Here is a 16,673-nt window from a genome sequence, read left to right as displayed (position 1 = left end):
CGGCCAGCACGGTCGCCAACGTCAGCGGACGCCGGCCGCGGCGGCGTCCGCGCCGCCGCGCCAGATCAGTCCCGCTTCCGTGTAACCGGCGTCACGGAGGGCACGCAGATGCCAGGAGACCGGAGGGGTCCACTCGGCCGCGTGCCCGTCGGGGTAGATCCGCTCGCGGCGTTCGACCAGCGGCGCCAGGGTGGGATCGGCGGCGACGTGGTCCCACCAGGCCCGCCAGGACAGCACCGCACCGGCGGTGTAGCGGGCCTGGCGTCGGCCCTCGGCGTCGGCGGACAGCTGTTTCGTCAGCATTGGCAGCCCGTCGTCCGGCATGTGGTCGGCGTTGACGAACACCCCGCCGGGACGCAACAACTCGCGGACCTCGCCGTACAGGACGGTGAGCCGATCCGGAGGTAGCCAGTGCAGGGCGGTGGCGGTGAGTACGGCGTCGAAGTGGTCGCGCGGCAGTGCGGCGCCCCAGTCCGGCTCGTGGAGATCGGCCGTGACGATGCTCGCGCGGTCGACCAGCGACGCACCGGCGAGGGCGAGCAGGACGGGGTCCTGGTCGACGAGGGTGACCTCGGCGTCGGGGAACCGGGCCAGGGCGCGCAGGGTGATGGTGCCGGTGCCGCCGGCGAGGTCGAGTAGCCGTGGCGGGCGTCGACCGGTGACGGCGGCCACGGCATCGAGCATCGCGGCGATGCGCTGTTCCCGGTCCGGCAGGTATGCCTCCTGTTGCCGGTCCCAGCTCTCCTGCCATGCCGACGGTGCGGCGACTACGTAAGGATCCATGTCGCACAACGGTAGTTACCTCGCCGGTTGGCGTCCAGACGGGATCAGGGTGTTGGATCTGGCGACGGCTCAACCGCCACGCGTACCCGGTCTGTCGTCAGCGCGGGGAGTGTGTAGCTCGTCCTTCTGACAGGCGTCGTCCGGACGTGGCGGGAGTGAACACCGGCTCGGTCGTCTTCCACCGCCTCTGATCTTGGTGCTAGTTTCTGCAATATTGTGGCAAGAACCATGCGAGTGCATCTGGGAGACGTGATGGCCACCGCCCTGGTGAAGGGCCAGCAGGACCTGCTCGGCGTCGTGGCTCAGCGACGCCGGACCGGGCTGTGGCTGGTTGCGCTGGCGGTCGGGCTGCTCCTGACCGGCGTGGTGGCGGTGGGGTCTGGTGCGATCGGGATCGCCCCGGTGACCGTGGCCCGGATCATCGGCCATCAGCTCGTGGGCGTGCCCGGCGAGGTGACCTGGACCCTGCCGCAGGAGGCGATCGTCTGGCAGGTGCGGTTGCCCCGGGTGCTGCTCGGCATGCTCGTCGGCGCCGGGCTGGCGGTGTGCGGGGTGGCGTTGCAGGCCATGGTGCGCAACGTGCTGGCCGACCCGTACCTGTTGGGCATCAACTCCGGGGCGTCCAGCGGCGCCGCCGCCGCGATCCTGTTCGGGGCCGGTGCCGGCTTCGGGGAGTACGCCCTGCCGGCGAGTGCCTTCCTCGGCGCACTGGCGGCGTCGTTGCTGGTCTTCCTGATCGCCCGCAGCGGCGGTCGGGTCACCTCGATCCGGCTGCTGCTGTCCGGGGTCGCGGTCGGCTACGCCCTGTACGCGACCACCAGCTTTCTGATCTTCGCGTCCGGGTCGGCCGAGGGCGCCCGGTCGGTGATGTTCTGGCTTCTCGGCTCGCTCGGGTTGGCCCGGTGGGACGCCCTGCTGGTGGTGGCCGCCCTCGTGTTGGGTGGCACGATCCTCTACCTGACCGTCGTCGGGCGGCGGCTCGACGTGCTGGCCATCGGTGACGAGACCGCGCAGACCCTGGGTGTGTCGCCGGACCGGTTCCGGATGCGGATGCTCGTGGTGGTCTCGCTCAGCGTCGGCGTGCTGGTCTCCGCCGCCGGCAGCATCGGGTTCGTCGGACTCGTCGTCCCGCACCTGGCCCGGCGCATCGTCGGGGCCCCGCACGTGCGGGTGGTGCCGGTGGCCGCGCTGCTCGGCGCCATCCTGCTGGTCTGGGCCGATGTGCTCGCCCGGATTCTGCTGGCTCCGCAGGAGATTCCGATCGGGATCATCACCTCCCTGCTCGGTGCGCCGTTTCTGGTGATCCTGATCCGTCGTCTGCACGCCGCCGGCGCCTGAGCGCCCTGTCACGTCGAGGAGAACGATGAAGGCGATCCGTCTGGCGGTCTCCGCCGCCACGTCCACGACCCTGCTGCTCGTCGCCGCGTGCGGTGGTGGTGAGGGTTCGACGGCGGCGGGCGAGGGTTACCCGCTCACCGTCACCAACTGCGGGGCGCAGGTCACCTTCGACGCCGCGCCGCAGCGGGTGGTGCTGCTCAAGAGCGCGGCCGTGCCGTATCTGCACTCGCTCGGGGTCATGGACCGGGTCACCGCGCGGGCCGGGCAGTACCCGGAGGAGTACTACGACCCGGCGACCATCGCCGAGCTGGACCGGATCCCGCTGCTGACCGACAAGACCGACACCAGCGGCCACCTGCAGATCTCCAAGGAGGTGGTGATCAGCCAGCAACCGGACCTGGTGCTCGGCGAGGTCGACAACCTGTCCCGCGACACCCTCTCCGCGGTGGACATCCCCCTGTTGGAGGATCCCGCGATGTGCCCCGACAGCACCGCCGTGCCGACGTTCGACGACATCTACGCCCAGATGCAGACATACGGCAAGGTGTTCGATCGCGAAGCCGAGGCGACCGCCGCGGTGACCGCCCTGAAGGAGCGGATGGCCAAGGTACGGGCCGAGGCGGGTACGTCGTCCGGACGGTCTGCGGCGGTTTTGTACCCGACGGTCGGCGGCGGCGTCACGTACGCCTACGGCACGGCGAGCATGGCCCACCCCCAGTTGGAGGCGGCGGGGCTGCGTAACGTCTTCGGTGACGTCAAGGAACGGGTCTTCGAGGTCACCATCGAGGAGTTGCTCGGCCGCAACCCCGACGTGCTGATCCTGCTCTACAGCGACGGCGACCCCACGGCCGTCGAGCAGGGGCTGACCGGCCTGCCCGGCGCGCAGAACCTCAACGCCGTCCGCACCGGCAACGTGATGACCCAGCTGTTCAACTTCACCGAGCCGCCGACCCCGCTGTCGATCGACGGTCTGGAGCGGATCGTGCGGCGTTTCAAGGCGAATCCGTGATCCGGGCGACCGGGGTCACCTGGCACTACGGCGCCAACCCCGTCATCGACGGGGTCAGCGTGACCGCGAGTCCCGGCCGCGTCCTCGGACTGATCGGCCCGAACGGCAGCGGCAAGACGACCCTGCTGCGGCTGCTCTACGGCGCCCTGCGCAGCCGCACCGGACAGGTCGTCGTCGATGGCGACGAGCTGACCGCCCTGCCGTCGCGGGAGGCCGCCCGCCGGCTGGCCGTCGTCGTCCAGGAGACCGGCGGCGAGACGGCGCTGACCGTGGCGGAGCTGGTGCTGCTGGGCCGGGGCCCGCACCTGTCGACGTTTCAGCGCATGGGCGTGGCCGACCACGACATCGCGGCCCGCTGCCTGAGCCGGGTCGGCGCCGCCCACCTCGGGCCACGGGCGTTCGGCCACCTCTCCGGCGGAGAGCGTCAGCGGGTGCTGATCGCCCGCGCCCTGGCCCAGCAGGCCAGCCACCTGCTCCTCGACGAGCCGACCAACCACCTCGACATCCGCTACCAGCACGAGATCCTGCACCTGATCCGCACCCTGGACACCTGCTCCATCGTCGTCCTGCACGACCTCAACCTCGCCGCCCGGTACTGCGACGACCTGGTACTGCTCGGCAACGGCGGGATCGTCGCCGCCGGCACCACCGACGAGGTCCTCGACCCGGTGGTCCTGGAGACCGTCTACGGCATCGGCATCCGGCGCCTGGACCTCGCCGGCGCCATCCACCTGCTGTTCCAGCCCGCCGCCCGGACCGTCGACGAGAGGAGCGCCGCGTGAGCGCGCAGGAGCGGCTCAACGCCTACTGGACCGGCCGTGCCCCGAGCTACGACGCCTACCAGCAGCGCCCCGACCGGTTCGCCGCCGACCAGCAGGCATGGTCGGCGATCTGGGAACGGGCCGTGCCGGCCGGCCCGCTCGACGTACTCGACGTCGGCACCGGCACCGGGCAGGCCGCCATCGTCCTGGCCGGCCTCGGTCACCGCGTCACCGGAATCGACCTCGCCGACGGGATGCTGGCGCGGGCTCGCGAGCACGCCACTACGACACCCAGGTCCAGGCGGTGCTGCCGTTGGTCACCGCCACCTCCATCGACCAGACCGTCGCGGTGCTGGAGAAGGCGGGTCTGCGGGACGTCACCGTCACGCCACTGACGTCGATCTACGAACTGGACCGACGCTTCGGGGTGGCCCCGGACCACGAGCACCAGACGCAGTTCCTCGTCACCGGCCGGCGGTAGACGTGCCCGGCCGCCGGGTCGAGACCGGTGGCTGGCCGGGATGGCGGGCCGGAAGAGGAACCCCGTCCCGGCCCGCGCGACGGTGGGCGCGCACCCGGCCGGCTACCGGCCCCCAGGAGGAGAGCCAGTGGGTCGGCCGGGAGCTGGTGGTGGCGGCGACGGTGGCTGGGCCACGGCCCGGGCCAGGTGCAGGGACACTTCCCGGACAAGATCGTCCATCGACTGCCCCGACTGCGCCTGGAGTAGCCCGAGGGCGAGGTCGGCGAGGAGATAGAAGCCGAGGGTTTTCGCCGTTTCGGTGGGGAAGGCGGCGAGCAGGGCTTCGGCGCCGTCGAGGTCGCCGCGTCGGCGTGCGGCGATGACTCCGGCGGCGCGTTGCGCCGTCTCGGCGGCGTGGACCGGGTCGGGGTGGCCCACCGCTGCTCAGATCGTGGGTCGGCTGGCTCGGGCGGCGTCGAACCGGGCGGTGACGTCGCTCCAGTTGACCAGGTCCCAGAGCCGGTCGACGTAGTCGGGGCGGACGTTGCGGTACTGCAGGTAGTAGGCGTGTTCCCAGGCGTCGAAGACGAGGATCGGGGTGGAGCCGTGGCCGACGTTGCCGTGGTGGTCGTAGACCTGCTCGACGATGAGGCGGCGGCCGAGTGGTTCCCAGGCCAGGACGCCCCAGCCGGAGCCCTGGACGCTCTTGGTGGCGGCGGAGAGTTGCTTGCCGAAGGCGTCGAAGGATCCAAAGTGTTCGTCGATGGTGGCGGCGAGGTCGCCGTCGGGGCGGTCGCCGCCGTCGGGGGAGAGGTTGTTCCAGAAGATGGAGTGGAGTACGTGCCCGGAGAGGTTGAACGCGAAGGTCTTCTCCAGACCGACGAGGGTCTCGTAGTCGCCCTTGTCACGGGCCTCGGCGAGGCGGTCGAGGGCGTCGTTGCTGCCCTTGACGTAGGCGGCGTGGTGCTTGCTGTGGTGCAGTTCCAGGATCTCGCCGGACATGGCGGGTTCGAGTGCGCCGTAGTCGTAGGGCATGTCGGGGAGTGTGTAGACGGCCATCCGTGGGTCCTTCCAAGTCTCGCCAGAAATTTGCTCCTGCCACATTATGGCAATAGTGGCGATCGGCAGGCGGCTTGACCGGCGTGACGGAAAACGCACTCGATCGCGTCGCGACAGCCCTCGCCGCGCTGTGCGACAGCGGTGCACGTCGGACCCTGGCCCGGCAGGCAGTCCGGCAAGCCCTGCCGACGCCACCCACCTGAACGCCCGCCACCGCCGTCTGTTACCGGCCGTTCCTGACGCTCACCTTCGACTCTCGCAAGGTCCGGCCCCTCGGCCTGCGTCCGGACATCGCCAACGCCGTGATGCTGACCCTGCTCACCAGCGCGATGGCGGTCTCCGGCAAGAATCATTCCTGGACTAGTTGATTCTGGTTTTCATTACTGTATAGCCTGTGCGTCATGGTCCCGCGTCCCTCTCCGGACTGCGCCGGGAGCCCGACCGGAGTTCGTCAGTTCTCGCGCGCCGGGCGACCCAGGCGCCGGCCACGCCCCTACCCGAACGGATCCGCCACCCACCATGCGTCTGTCCATCGCCATCACCACCGCCGTTGCCGGCGCTGCACTCGGCGCGGTCCCGGCGGCCGCTGCGCCCGGACCGACGCCGACGCCCACCCCGGCACCGAGCGGCAGCGTGTCCGTCCGGCCAGCGCCGGTGACCTGGGGGGTGACCCCGTCGAGTCGAACCGGGCCCAACGGGCGGGCGAGCTTCGGCTACAAGCTCGATCCCGGTGCCACGGTGACGGACTACGTCGCGGTGACCAACCACTCCACCCGGCCGCTGACCCTCAGCCTCTACGCCAGCGACGCCGTCACCACCCCGCAGGGCGGATTCGACCTACTGCCCGGCGGGCAGCGGCCGGTCGACGTGGGTTCCTGGGTGCGGCTCACCGCCCCGACGCTGACGATCCCGTCGACGTCCCGGATGGACGTGCCCTTCACCCTGACCGTGCCCGAGAACGCCACCCCGGGCGACCACGTCGGCGGCATCGTGGCCTCGCTCGCCGCCACCAGCGCGGACGGCCAGGGCAACCAGGTCGCGGTCGACCACCGGGTCGGCGCGCGGATCTACCTGCGTGTCACCGGCGCACTGCGGCCGGCGCTGGCCCTGGAGGACCTTCGGGTGGACCATCGTGCTTCCGGCAACCCGTTCGCCGGAGGCGAGGTCGTCGCCAGGGCCACGATCCGGAACACCGGGAACGTGCGGCTCGCCGCCCAGCCGGCGGTCGAGTCGGCCGGGCTCCTCGGCCTGGGGCGCCGCAGCGCGTCCGGTGCGGCGTTGCCGGAGATCCTGCCGGGCGACGCGATTGCGGCCACCGTCCGGCTCCCGGGGGTGGCACCGCTGTTCCGGCTCACGGTCACCACCACCGTCGTCCCGTCGGCCGTCGAGGGTCAGGTGCTCGATCCACCCCCGGCCGAGGTGTCGGAGGCGGTCTCCGTGTGGGCCGTACCGTGGCGCCAACTGCTGCTCGTCGCCCTCCTTGTCGGGGTGGTGGCTGCTCTCCTGATGGTCCGCCGCCGCAGGCGCCGCCGTGCGGCCCGAGACCTGGCACAGGCCGTTGCCGAGGCTCGCGACCAGGGCCGCGCCGAAGCTGCCGCGACGGCCGTCGGCGCGCCGTCGGGACGGCCGGACGGCACGGGCCCGCCAGCGCAGCCCGACAGGAGCACGCCGAAGGCCACATCGGAGCCGTCGACGCCAGCCCCGGGCGCCCACCCGTGACCCCGGACGAACCGTGCCGGCGAACCGGACCCGATATCGACAACCCCGAGTGGAGCGAGGCAGGGAGATGAGAAGAAGAGCAGTGGTACGGGTCGGCGCGGCCGGGCTCGCCCTGGCCGTACTGTCGCTGGCCGGCACTGCCGCACCGGTGGGTGCCGCGCCGACGCCGGTCGACCCGGCGGGGGCGGACCTGGTGTCCCTCTCCGTCGTCGACGGTGACCTCTCGATGCGCGTCCGCGACGCCGGCCAGGCCGCCCGGGATGCGGCCGGGCACGACCCGGCCGACGTGCTGCTGAGCCCGGAGGGCGGCGTGACGGTCCGGGTGCCGGACAACCCGCAGTTCTCGTTCCTCGGTGCACCCGGTCAGCCGGTCTGGTCGCTCACCTCGGGGAATGCCGGGCTGCCCGCGTTCGACACCACGAGGGTGGGCCGGGGTGCCGTGCGGGGCGACGCGGTGACCGTGTCGCTGGCGGCAGTGGCGGGACCCGGCCGGTTCACCGCGTACACGGTCACCGGTCTCGGTACGGCCCGGCAACTGCTCGGCGCGGATGCCCGGGACGTGTCGCTGCCGACCGCCACCCGGACTCCGGTCGTGTGGGCCTTCGACACCGCTGGGGACTACCGGCTGACGCTCGCCTCGTCGGCGACGCTGACGACCGGCGCGACGGTGACGGCCGAGGCGACGTACCAGGTGAGCGTCCCGACCCTGCGGCCGGGAGCGGCGCCGCCGCCGCCCGCCGCGGCGACGCCGGTCGAGCCGGCCCGGCAGTTGCCGCAGACCAGGGCCAAGGCACCTGCGCCGCCGCGGGCCGCGCCGGTGCCGACGCCGTCGATGTCGCAGCCGGTGGTCGTGAACGTCGCCCCGGCCGCCGGCGAACGCAAGGTGATCTCCGAGGGGCACGTCGACATGGGACCACAGTTGGTGGGCGGTGACTGGACGATCCGGCTCAAGGACGACAGCGTTACCCCGGCGGTGTGGCGGGAGTTGGCCGACGTGGTCCTCCAAGCCAAGGACAACGCGAGGACGACGGTGCCGGCCGGTGCGGACTTCCTCGGCGAGGAGGGCGACGAGGTCTGGGTGCTACCGCAGGTGCAGCAATCCGGGATTGTCTGGCCGGGTTGGAACACCCAGCACGAGTCGGTGGTCTCGGGTACCCGGGGCAATGTGACGTGGACCCTTGCCGGGGTCGACGGTCCGGGGCGGTTCACGCTCTTCACGACGGACTCGTTCGGCGGCGCGAAGGTCCTGTTCGACACCGGCAAGGCGCTGCCGCAGCGGCTGGCGATCCCGCCGAACACGCATGCGCACGGTAGTTGGGCGTTCAGCGAGCCGGGCCTCTACCGGCTGAGCGTGCAGATGAGCGGCACCACCACGGACGGCAGGGCGGTCACCGACACCAGGACCCTGGCGATCGCGGTGGGCGACGAGACCGATCCGGGCGCGGGCTTCGGTGGCGGCTCCGGTGACGGTTCGGGCGACGGCTCCGGTGACGGGTCGGGGAACGGCAGGCTGCCGCGTACCGGTGAGTCCTGGATCCTTCCGGCGGTGGGCGGTGGGCTGCTCCTCGTGCTGGCCGGTGCGCTGCTCAGCTTCGCCGCACGACGCCGCGGCAGGACCGGCGCCGGGGCGACAACGCCATAACGACCGGCATTCACAAAGATGATAACCATTTCCATATCAGGGTTACTGTTCGGCGCGACGCGCGGAACGGTGGCGCGGACCGCCCGGCGCCGTCGCGCCGAGCTAGAAGGCGCGCGGATGCCTGTCGCCGTCGCCACCCGGGCCCGCCCGTCCGCTCGCCGCGTCGCCCTGCGCGCCCGGCTGCTGCCGGCGGTGGTGCCGCTGCTGTTCGCGGTGCTCGCCGCCGGCTGCCGGTCGGAGGTGACGCTGAGCGCACACGACGAACGGATCCAGGTTGTCACCACCACCGGCATCCTGCGTGATCTGGCCAGCCAGGTCGGTGGTGACCGGGTACGCGTCAGCGCGATGGTGCCGGACGGTGCCGACCCGCACAGCTACGAGCCGACACTGCGAAGCATCCGCAACGTGGTCTACGCCGACGTCGCGTTCAGCAACTACCTGCTGCTGGAGGAACAAGCCATCATCAAGGCGCTGGACGCGAACCTGCGCGACGGCGTACCGAACGTCTCGCTGGCCGAGGGCGCGGTGAAGTACGCGGCGGAGATCATCCCGCTGGTCGAGGACGTGTCGCTGGACACCGTCTGGCTCGGCATGCGGGTTCTCGGCACGGGCGTGGCGCACGGCGCCAACCGTTCCTCCGACGTGCTGCTGCACGCCACCGCCGTGCAGGGCCCCGGAAAGCTCGTCGCCTACCTGACCGAGTCGTTCGGCGACCCGTCGTTCTACGTCGACTCCACCGACGGCTTCGACCCGGCCAACGGTTACCGGGACGACACCGCGACCCTGCCACCGGACGCGCACACCCATATGAGCTGGGCCTTCACCGAGCCGGGCGTCTACCGGCTGGTAATGCGGGCAGAGCTCGCGGTCACCCCGGACACTGCCCCCGTGCCGATGGGGGAGCAGGTCTTCACCTTCGCCGTCGGGGTGGACCCGCACTCGGTGCCGGGAATGGCGGGTGCGGCGGTGCTGAACTCCGGGCACGCGGACCTCAGCGTCGACCTCGACCAGGGTCGGCTCGACCTGCTGGCCGACCCCGAGGGCGGCGGCACGGTCAACCAGCGGGTGTACGACCCGGCCGGCACGGTGATCGAGGTGCCGAACAAGGCGCTGCGGGAGGTGCCCGGCGACCGTAGGTACCGGTTCCTCGGCCGGCCCGGCACCCAGGTCTACCAGCTTCCGCAGGCGGTGCTGGGCAAGCACGTGCACGGCGAGATCGACCCGCACCTGTGGCAGAACGTCCGCAACGCCATCTCCTACGTGGAGCTGATCCGGGACACCCTGATCGGGGTGGACCCGCAGGGTGCGGCGCAGTATCGCGCCAACGCCGCCAGCTACGTCGACGAACTCGAACGACTCGACGCCTTCGTCCGGGACACCATCGCCCGGATCCCGCCCTCGCGGCGTCATCTGGTCACCACGCATGACGCGTTCGGCTATCTCGGCCAGGCGTACGGCGTCGAGATCTCGGGCTTCGTCACACCGAGCCCGGCGACCGAGCCGAGCCTGGCCGACCGGCGCCGGCTCACCGAGACGATCCGCAACCTCGACATCCCGGCCGTGTTCCTGGAACCGAACCTGGCGGCCCGCTCCGCCACCCTGACCGAGGTGGCCCGGGAGGAGGGGCTGCGGATCTGCCGGATCTACGGCGACACCTTCGACGACGAGGTCACCGACTACCTGCGGATGATGCGGTTCAACGCCGAATCGCTGTACGGCTGCCTGGGCACGGCACGATGAGGGAGGAAGCAGTGACGGCAGGACGAGCGCGATCGCCGCGCTGGGCCGGTCAGCGGCGCCGGGACGCGGCGCGGAGGCCGCCGCACGGGCGGAGCGCCCGCGCGGCGACGGCGATGTTGCGATGCGTGGCGGGAACGATTGTGGCGCTGGCGGCGACGACCACCCCGGCGCTCGCCGCGCAACCGAGTCCGGACCTTCAGCAGTCGATCGCGGCGGACCAGCCGCTGGCCACCGGCCGGGCGACCCTGGCGACCGGGCACGTGGACATCGGCCCCCGCTACGTCGACGACGAGTGGACCCTTCTGGTGCACGACGGCACGCAGGCCCGGCCGGTGTGGCGCGACCCCGACGAGACGGTGTTCCGGGTCTCCGACGCGGCGTTGCAGTCCGTGCCGGACGATCCGGCATACGCCTTCCTCGACATCGAGGCCGGCAGGCGGGTGCACGTGGTGCCGCAGGTCCAGGACCAGGGAGTGATCTGGCTCGGCTGGAACAGCCAGGATCCCCGGGTGCTGCAGACCATCGACCGGGGGGTCACGCTGAGCCTGCTCGGCGTGCACGGGCCGGGCACCCTCACCACGTTCCTCCAGTCGGGCAACTTCGCCGCGCCGCAGGTGCTCTGGCGCTCGGCGGAGCCGGCGGCCCAGCCGATCTGGGTGGAGGTCAACACCCACACCCACGCCAACTGGGTCTTCAGCGCACCCGGCGTCTACCTGGTCGCGGTCCAGGTCTCCGCCGATCTGATCAGTGGCGAGCAGGTCTCCTCGACCCGGACGCTGCGCTTCGCGGTCGGCGACGCCGCCAGCGCGGAAGAAGCGTTCGCCGCTACGGCGGAGGTCCCCGGAGCCGCCGGGCAGGGCGCACCCGACGACGGGCCGACCGAGGCCGGCGACTCGTCCGACGGCCCGGGTACGACACTGCTCGCCGCGCTGGTCGGAGTCGCGGTCCTGCTCGCGGTGGCCCTCGTGGTGGTGCTGGTCCGGAGCGCCGGGGCACGGCGCCGGGCCGAACGCGAACGCAGCGCGGCGTCGCCGGACGGTCGGCCGTGAGAGCGCTGGAGGTCGACGAGTTGGACGTGGACCTCGGCGGCCGGCCGGTGCTGCGTGACGTGCGGCTGCACCTCGAGCCGGGGGAGTTGGTGGGACTGCTCGGCCCCAACGGGGCCGGCAAGACCACCCTGCTCCGCACCGTCCTGGCGCTGGTCCGCGCCAGGGACGGCCAGGTGCTGGTGGAAGGAAAGCCGTCCCGCCCCGGACGTGCGGCGATCGGGTACGTCCCGCAGCGCCACGAGTTCACCTGGGACTTCCCGATCTCCGTCGAGCAGGCGGTGCTGACCGGCCGGATCGGCCGGATCGGCCTGCTCCGCCGCCCCGGTGTCGCCGACTGGCGGGCCGTCGGCGACGCGCTCGACCGGGTGCAACTCGCCGGTCTGCGTCGACGCCCGGTCGGCGAACTCTCCGGCGGGCAGCGGCAGCGCGTCCTGGTCGCCCGCGCCCTCGCGCTGGCCCCGCGCATCCTGCTGCTCGACGAGCCGTTCACCGGACTCGACATGCCCACCCAGGAACTCCTCGGTGACCTCTTCGCCAGCCTCGCCGTCGAGGGCCGGGCGGTGCTGATGACCACCCACGACCTGGTCGCCGCCATGGAGTCCTGCACCCGGCTGGTCCTGCTCAACCGCACGGTCATCGCCGATGGCCGACCCGACGAACTCCAGGACGTCGAGGTGTGGATGCGCACCTTCGGGGTCAGCGAGACCTCCCCGCTGCTGAAACTCGTGAGGGCGACCTAGTGTCCATCACCGACTTCCTCACCGACCTGCTCAACCCCGACCTCGCCTTCCTGCCGAAGGCGCTGGCCATCGCGGTCATGTCCAGCGTCGTCTGCGGCGTCGTCGGCTGCTACGTCGTACTCCGGGGGATGGCCTTCATCGGCGACGCCGTCGCGCACGCGGTCTTCCCCGGCCTCGCGGTCGCCTTCGTCCTGCAGGGCAGCCTGGTCCTCGGCGGCGCCGTCGCCGGGATAGCGACCGCCCTGCTGATCGCGATCTTCGCGCAGAACCGGCGGCTCAAGGAGGACTCCCTGATCGGCGTCTTCCTGGTCGCCGCCTTCGCCCTCGGCATCGTGATCATCTCGCAGGCGCCCGGGTACGCCGGCTCGCTGCAGCAGTTCCTCTTCGGCTCGATCACCGGCATCCCGGACCGGGACCTCTACCTGGTCGGCGGCACCGGCCTGGTCATCCTGGGGCTGGTCTTCGCGCTGCACAAGGAGTTCGTCGCGGTCTGCCTGGACCGGGAGATGGCCCGATCCATGGGCATGTCGGTCTTCTGGCTCGACATCGTCCTCTACGTCCTCGTCACCCTCGCCGTGGTGATCTCGTTGCAGACCATCGGCAACATCCTCGTCCTGGCCCTGCTGATCACCCCTGCGGCGGCGGCCCGGCTGCTCACCGACCGGCTCGGCGTGATGATGCTGCTCGCCCCCGTGATCGGCGGCACCTCCGCGCTCGTCGGGCTCTATCTCTCGTGGAGCTACGACACTCCGGTCGGCGGCACGATCGTGCTGGTCGCCACCGCCGTCTTCCTCGCCGCCTGGCTCTTCGCCCCGAGACACGGCCTGCTCACCCGGCGCTGGCGCCGCCCTGCGGCGGTCGAGGACTCCGACACTCCGGGGTCGGACGACCGCGCCGACCCTCCGCACCAGACCGTGGCGGTCAGGACCCGGCGGCTACGCCGAAGGTGAACCGGGCAGCCGCCGATTGGCGCGTAGCGCGTCGCGCGTGGCGGGGAGCATGAAAGACCACGAGTCCAGCGAGTACCGCGTCGGAGCTGGCCGGGGCAGTGGCGGAGCTCGACCATCGTCGGGGCGCCAGCACGACGACGTCCAGCTTCTCCTGCGCTGGCTGCCTGGGACGGCGCCGGGAAAATCGTCTCGGCAGCCGTGGGTTTGTGCACCCACGGCTGCCGAGACGGGTTTCTTCCGGATGGTTGTCAGGTTCCTCAGATGGCGGTCAGGGTCAGCGTCGCGACGTATTCGCCCGCAGCGGTGTCGGTCGGCAGTTCCAGGTTCAGCCCGGCGCCGAGTTGGGCGGTGCCCCGGCCGTCGCCGGCCGGTGCGGTGCCGAGCACACTGCTCGCGGCCAGGCCGTTTCCGACGGTGAAGCCGGGGGCGACGGTCGGGCCCGCGACGACTCCCTGACCCTGGGCCTGGGCCAGCACGGTCGGCGTCCAGCCGAGGTACTTTCCGCCGACCCGGTTCTGCCCGGCGGTGAAGTCACCGAGCTGTCCGGCGACGTTCCAGCCGGGTGAACCCGGCCGGGTGTCGGTGACCGTGACCGGGCGTAGGTCGCCGTTGCTCTGCCACCGGTCACCGCCCGGGGACAGGACGGCCGCCGGCAGGTTCACCGTGCGGTCGTCGGGGTCGACGCTGACCACCAGCGAGCCCTGCGCCCCGACGGTCACCTTGATCGTCTGCGACGCCGCCGGTGTGCCGGCGTCCTCGACGTTCAGGGTCACCGGAGCGCTCTCGGCCACCAGCACGTCACCGTCCCGGTAGAGCCGGGCCAGGTACTGGCAGTCGTCGAGCTGCGCGGTGGCGGTGAACGAGTACGCCGCGGACACCTCGCTCGGGATCTCGGCGAATTCCGCCGCCCCCGGGCACCTGCTGAACCAGCGGTACTGGTCCAGCTCGGTGACCGGATTCTGCACGGCGGTCAGGTTCACCGCAGCGCCCGGGACGTAGCCGGACCGCAGGCCCTGCACGGAGAGTTCGACCTCCGGGTCCGGATCCGGCAGGTCACCGACCACGAAGTGGTACGGCACCGGGCCGGTGGAGATCGGCGTGCCGTCGGCCAGCGTGGCGTCGGCCTGGAAGGTCAGCGTGTAGCTGCCCAGGGCGCTGAAGACCCAGTTGGCGTGTGCGTGGGTGCTGATCGGCACGTCGAGCGTGTCCGGCAGTCCGTCGTCGCTGCGGAACTTGATCAGCGGTTGACCGACCGGATCGGTCATGAAGACGGACACCCGGCCCGGACCGGCCACCTCGACCAGACTCAGCCGCACCTTGTTGCCCTGGAACACGCCGGATCGCAGCGTCGTGGTGTTCCAGCCCGGCCAGAGCAGGTTCGGGTCCTGCGTCATCGGTAGCAGCCACACCGTCGAGCCCGCCGGGCCGAGGAACGCGTACTCCGGCAGGTCCGGCACCTGCACCGCGGCCTCCGGCAGGGCCTGGAAGATCACGTCCTCCGGATCCCGGGTGACCGACGGCGAGACGGTGTCGTCGTGCACCTTGAGGACGAGATCGCCGTCCTCGTAGTGCACGTCGACCGCGTCGGTGTGGCCGGTGGACAGCACGACCTTCTCCTGCGCGAGTGCCGGCGTGGCACCGGGCAACAGCAGGCCACCGAGGCACACGACGGCGGCTCCGGCGGCAGCGGCAAGGCGCTTGGGATTTCTCGTCGTCATCCCTCCCCCCACTTCTTGTTGAAAACGGATGTCAGGTTCGCGGGGAAGTTAGCACGCCCCCGGAGGCGTGTCGAGCGAGTGGCCGGCCATCCCGGAGGGGTCCGTGGTGCCGGCCGCGCCAGAGACTTGACACCTTACTGAAAATGGTTACCGTTTGCTTTGCCGTGGTGCGGTGCCGCGGCGTGAGGAGGATTCGCATGCGAACCAGGATGACCGCATTGACCGGCATTACTGCGGCGATCACGGCCGGCCTGCTGGTCGGGGCCGTGCCCGCCCAGGCGGCCGTCGTGAAGCTGTCCCAGGGGCACGTCGACGCGGTGGACGTGGCCTTCGAGGACGGTGAGTTCGAGATCTCCGTCCACGACGAGACCGTGGACCCCGACGTGGAGCGCGACCCGGCCGACGTGATCTTCGTCGCCAAGCCGGAGGCGGCGGTGACCGTGCCGGACGACCCGGCGTACGCGTTCCTCGGCGCACCGGGCGCGACCGTCCACATTCTTCCCGAGGTGCAGGACGAGAACCTGCTCTGGGCCGGCCTGGCCACCGAGGAGCTGGAGTCCGGCGTCTTCGTCGGCGACAGCGTCCGGATCCGGTTCACCCGGGTGAACGGCCCGGACGGGTTCAGCATCTTCGTCAGCGACCCCGTCGGCGCACCCAACGTGCTGGTCGACAGCGAGGACGGCCTGCCCGACGTGATCACCCGGCCGGTCGGCGACCACATGCACCTCAACTGGGCGTTCGAGCGGGCCGGCACCTACCGGATCAAGGTCGACGTGACCGGCAGGCTGGCCGCGACCGGGGAGCGCGTCACCTCCGACCCGGTGTGGCTCACCTTCAAGGTCAAGAGCTGAGCCCGTCCTGACCCCCGTCCCCGCAATTGGAGCAGTGATGAGACTCGTCCACCGGACCTTGGTCCTCGTGGCGGCCACGACCGCCGCCGTCCTCGGCCTGACCGCCACCCCGGCGGCGGCGGCCACCATCGAGACCGGTCACCTCGACGTCCTCGATGTCGACTACGCCGCCGGAGCCCTCACCCTCGACATCAGGTCACACAGCCCTGCCAACGACGACCTGTCGCCGGTGGGTACGACGCTGCGGCTGAAGCCGACCTCGGCCATCACGGTGCCGAGCGGATCCGCCTGGAACTGCCTCGGCGCCGCCGGGTCGACCGCCTACGTCGCCCCGCAGGCCGAGAACCCCAACCTGATCTGGCCCGGTTGGAACACCGAGGACGTGCCGGCGGCCCAGGGGCCGGTGCGGATGGAACTGGTCGGTGTGTCGTCCGTGCCGGCAGGCGGGCGGTTCGCCATCTACACCACCAACTCCTTCGGCACGCCGACCTTCCGGCTCAACTCCAACAGTGCCGCCGGCTGCCCGATCTCCGTCTGGCCCGGCAACATCGGCGCCGGCATCCATGCGCACGGCAACTGGGCGTTCTCGGCGCTGGGCACCTACACCCTCTCGTTCCGGGCCACCGCCAAGGGCGGCACCGGAGTCGCCAGTCCGACCGTCAACTACACATTCCAGGTCGGCTGACGACAGCGTCGTCCCGGTCACCGCGCCCCCGACCGCTCGCTGCGATGGTCGGGGGCGCGGGCCCAGCGCTCCCCATGCGTCCGGAGGACCCAACCGGACGGCCGATGGGACGGAGAGCGAGGGCTGGACGGGCGGATGGCCATCAGGCAAGGTAGAAATCGCGGTTAGT

Annotated in this window: 16 protein-coding genes and 1 pseudogene; 13 read left to right on the top strand and 4 right to left on the bottom strand. The window is 71.4% G+C overall.

The window, feature by feature from the left end; genetic code table 11:
* Positions 1-21: 21 nt before the first annotated feature.
* Positions 22-783 (bottom strand): class I SAM-dependent methyltransferase, encoded by a 762-nt coding sequence (locus ACN28C_RS32700; protein ID WP_422771334.1) that lies wholly within the window; start codon positions 781-783, stop codon positions 22-24.
* Positions 784-1,011: 228 nt separating this feature from the next.
* Here ACN28C_RS32700 and ACN28C_RS32695 point away from each other — a divergent pair, with 228 nt between their 5' ends.
* The 5 genes and pseudogenes from ACN28C_RS32695 (at position 1,012) to ACN28C_RS32675 (ending at position 4,372) form a co-directional block, all read left to right on the top strand.
* Entirely contained in the window at positions 1,012-2,121 is a 1,110-nt protein-coding gene (locus ACN28C_RS32695) for a FecCD family ABC transporter permease (protein WP_422771333.1), read from the top strand.
* 25 nt (positions 2,122-2,146) lie between these two features.
* Positions 2,147-3,130: an ABC transporter substrate-binding protein gene (locus tag ACN28C_RS32690; protein WP_422771332.1), complete on the top strand. Its 984-nt coding sequence runs from the start codon at positions 2,147-2,149 to the stop codon at positions 3,128-3,130.
* On the top strand, positions 3,127-3,912 hold the full coding sequence (locus ACN28C_RS32685) for an ABC transporter ATP-binding protein (RefSeq protein WP_422771331.1): 786 nt from the start codon (positions 3,127-3,129) through the stop codon (positions 3,910-3,912). The genes ACN28C_RS32690 and ACN28C_RS32685 overlap by 4 nt, the downstream gene beginning before the upstream one ends.
* A pseudogene (locus ACN28C_RS32680) lies at positions 3,909-4,169 on the top strand (methyltransferase domain-containing protein); the annotation flags it as partial. The gene ACN28C_RS32685 and the pseudogene ACN28C_RS32680, both read left to right, overlap by 4 nt.
* A 26-nt stretch (positions 4,170-4,195) precedes the next feature.
* The gene (locus tag ACN28C_RS32675; protein ID WP_422774950.1) at positions 4,196-4,372 is read left to right on the top strand and encodes a hypothetical protein; all 177 of its coding nucleotides are present in this window, start codon (positions 4,196-4,198) and stop codon (positions 4,370-4,372) included.
* Positions 4,373-4,474: 102 nt separating this feature from the next.
* Here ACN28C_RS32675 and ACN28C_RS32670 read toward each other — a convergent pair whose 3' ends face one another.
* Together ACN28C_RS32670 and ACN28C_RS32665 are read right to left on the bottom strand one after the other, a co-directional pair.
* Positions 4,475-4,789, bottom strand: a complete 315-nt coding sequence (locus tag ACN28C_RS32670) for a superoxide dismutase (RefSeq protein WP_422771330.1) — start codon at positions 4,787-4,789, stop codon at positions 4,475-4,477.
* Positions 4,790-4,795: 6 nt separating this feature from the next.
* Complete coding sequence (locus ACN28C_RS32665; RefSeq protein WP_422771329.1) at positions 4,796-5,410, bottom strand: superoxide dismutase; 615 nt, start codon at positions 5,408-5,410, stop codon at positions 4,796-4,798.
* Positions 5,411-5,929: 519 nt separating this feature from the next.
* Here ACN28C_RS32665 and ACN28C_RS32660 point away from each other — a divergent pair.
* The 6 genes from ACN28C_RS32660 (at position 5,930) to ACN28C_RS32635 (ending at position 13,250) form a co-directional block, all read left to right on the top strand.
* Positions 5,930-7,129, top strand: a complete 1,200-nt coding sequence (locus ACN28C_RS32660; RefSeq protein WP_422771328.1) for a WxL protein peptidoglycan domain-containing protein — start codon at positions 5,930-5,932, stop codon at positions 7,127-7,129.
* A 67-nt stretch (positions 7,130-7,196) separates the two neighbouring features.
* On the top strand, positions 7,197-8,771 hold the full coding sequence (locus tag ACN28C_RS32655; protein ID WP_422771327.1) for a TIGR03773 family transporter-associated surface protein: 1,575 nt from the start codon (positions 7,197-7,199) through the stop codon (positions 8,769-8,771).
* Positions 8,772-8,888: 117 nt separating this feature from the next.
* Complete coding sequence (locus ACN28C_RS32650) at positions 8,889-10,511, top strand: anchored repeat ABC transporter, substrate-binding protein (protein WP_422771326.1); 1,623 nt, start codon at positions 8,889-8,891, stop codon at positions 10,509-10,511.
* A gap of 113 nt (positions 10,512-10,624) precedes the next feature.
* Positions 10,625-11,560, top strand: coding sequence for a choice-of-anchor M domain-containing protein (locus tag ACN28C_RS32645; RefSeq protein WP_422774889.1), 936 nt, complete (start codon positions 10,625-10,627; stop codon positions 11,558-11,560).
* On the top strand, positions 11,557-12,300 hold the full coding sequence (locus ACN28C_RS32640) for an anchored repeat-type ABC transporter ATP-binding subunit (RefSeq protein ID WP_422771325.1): 744 nt from the start codon (positions 11,557-11,559) through the stop codon (positions 12,298-12,300). Before ACN28C_RS32645 ends, ACN28C_RS32640 begins: the two co-directional genes overlap by 4 nt.
* Positions 12,300-13,250, top strand: coding sequence for an anchored repeat-type ABC transporter permease subunit (locus tag ACN28C_RS32635; protein WP_422771324.1), 951 nt, complete (start codon positions 12,300-12,302; stop codon positions 13,248-13,250). Before ACN28C_RS32640 ends, ACN28C_RS32635 begins: the two co-directional genes overlap by 1 nt.
* 257 nt (positions 13,251-13,507) lie before the next feature.
* Here ACN28C_RS32635 and ACN28C_RS32630 read toward each other — a convergent pair whose 3' ends face one another.
* Complete coding sequence (locus ACN28C_RS32630) at positions 13,508-14,968, bottom strand: choice-of-anchor M domain-containing protein (protein WP_422771323.1); 1,461 nt, start codon at positions 14,966-14,968, stop codon at positions 13,508-13,510.
* A gap of 197 nt (positions 14,969-15,165) precedes the next feature.
* Between ACN28C_RS32630 and ACN28C_RS32625 the strand changes: the two genes are divergently transcribed.
* Positions 15,166-15,819: a choice-of-anchor M domain-containing protein gene (locus tag ACN28C_RS32625; RefSeq protein WP_422771322.1), complete on the top strand. Its 654-nt coding sequence runs from the start codon at positions 15,166-15,168 to the stop codon at positions 15,817-15,819.
* Between the two features lie 37 nt (positions 15,820-15,856).
* Positions 15,857-16,504 (top strand): choice-of-anchor M domain-containing protein, encoded by a 648-nt coding sequence (locus ACN28C_RS32620; RefSeq protein ID WP_422771321.1) that lies wholly within the window; start codon positions 15,857-15,859, stop codon positions 16,502-16,504.
* The last annotated feature ends 169 nt before the right edge of the window (positions 16,505-16,673 follow it).

It is taken from the genome of Plantactinospora sp. WMMC1484 (assembly GCF_049315195.1).
In the GTDB taxonomy this organism is placed as follows: Bacteria; Actinomycetota; Actinomycetes; order Mycobacteriales; family Micromonosporaceae; genus Plantactinospora.
This window is presented reverse-complemented; position numbering and strand designations above follow the sequence as displayed.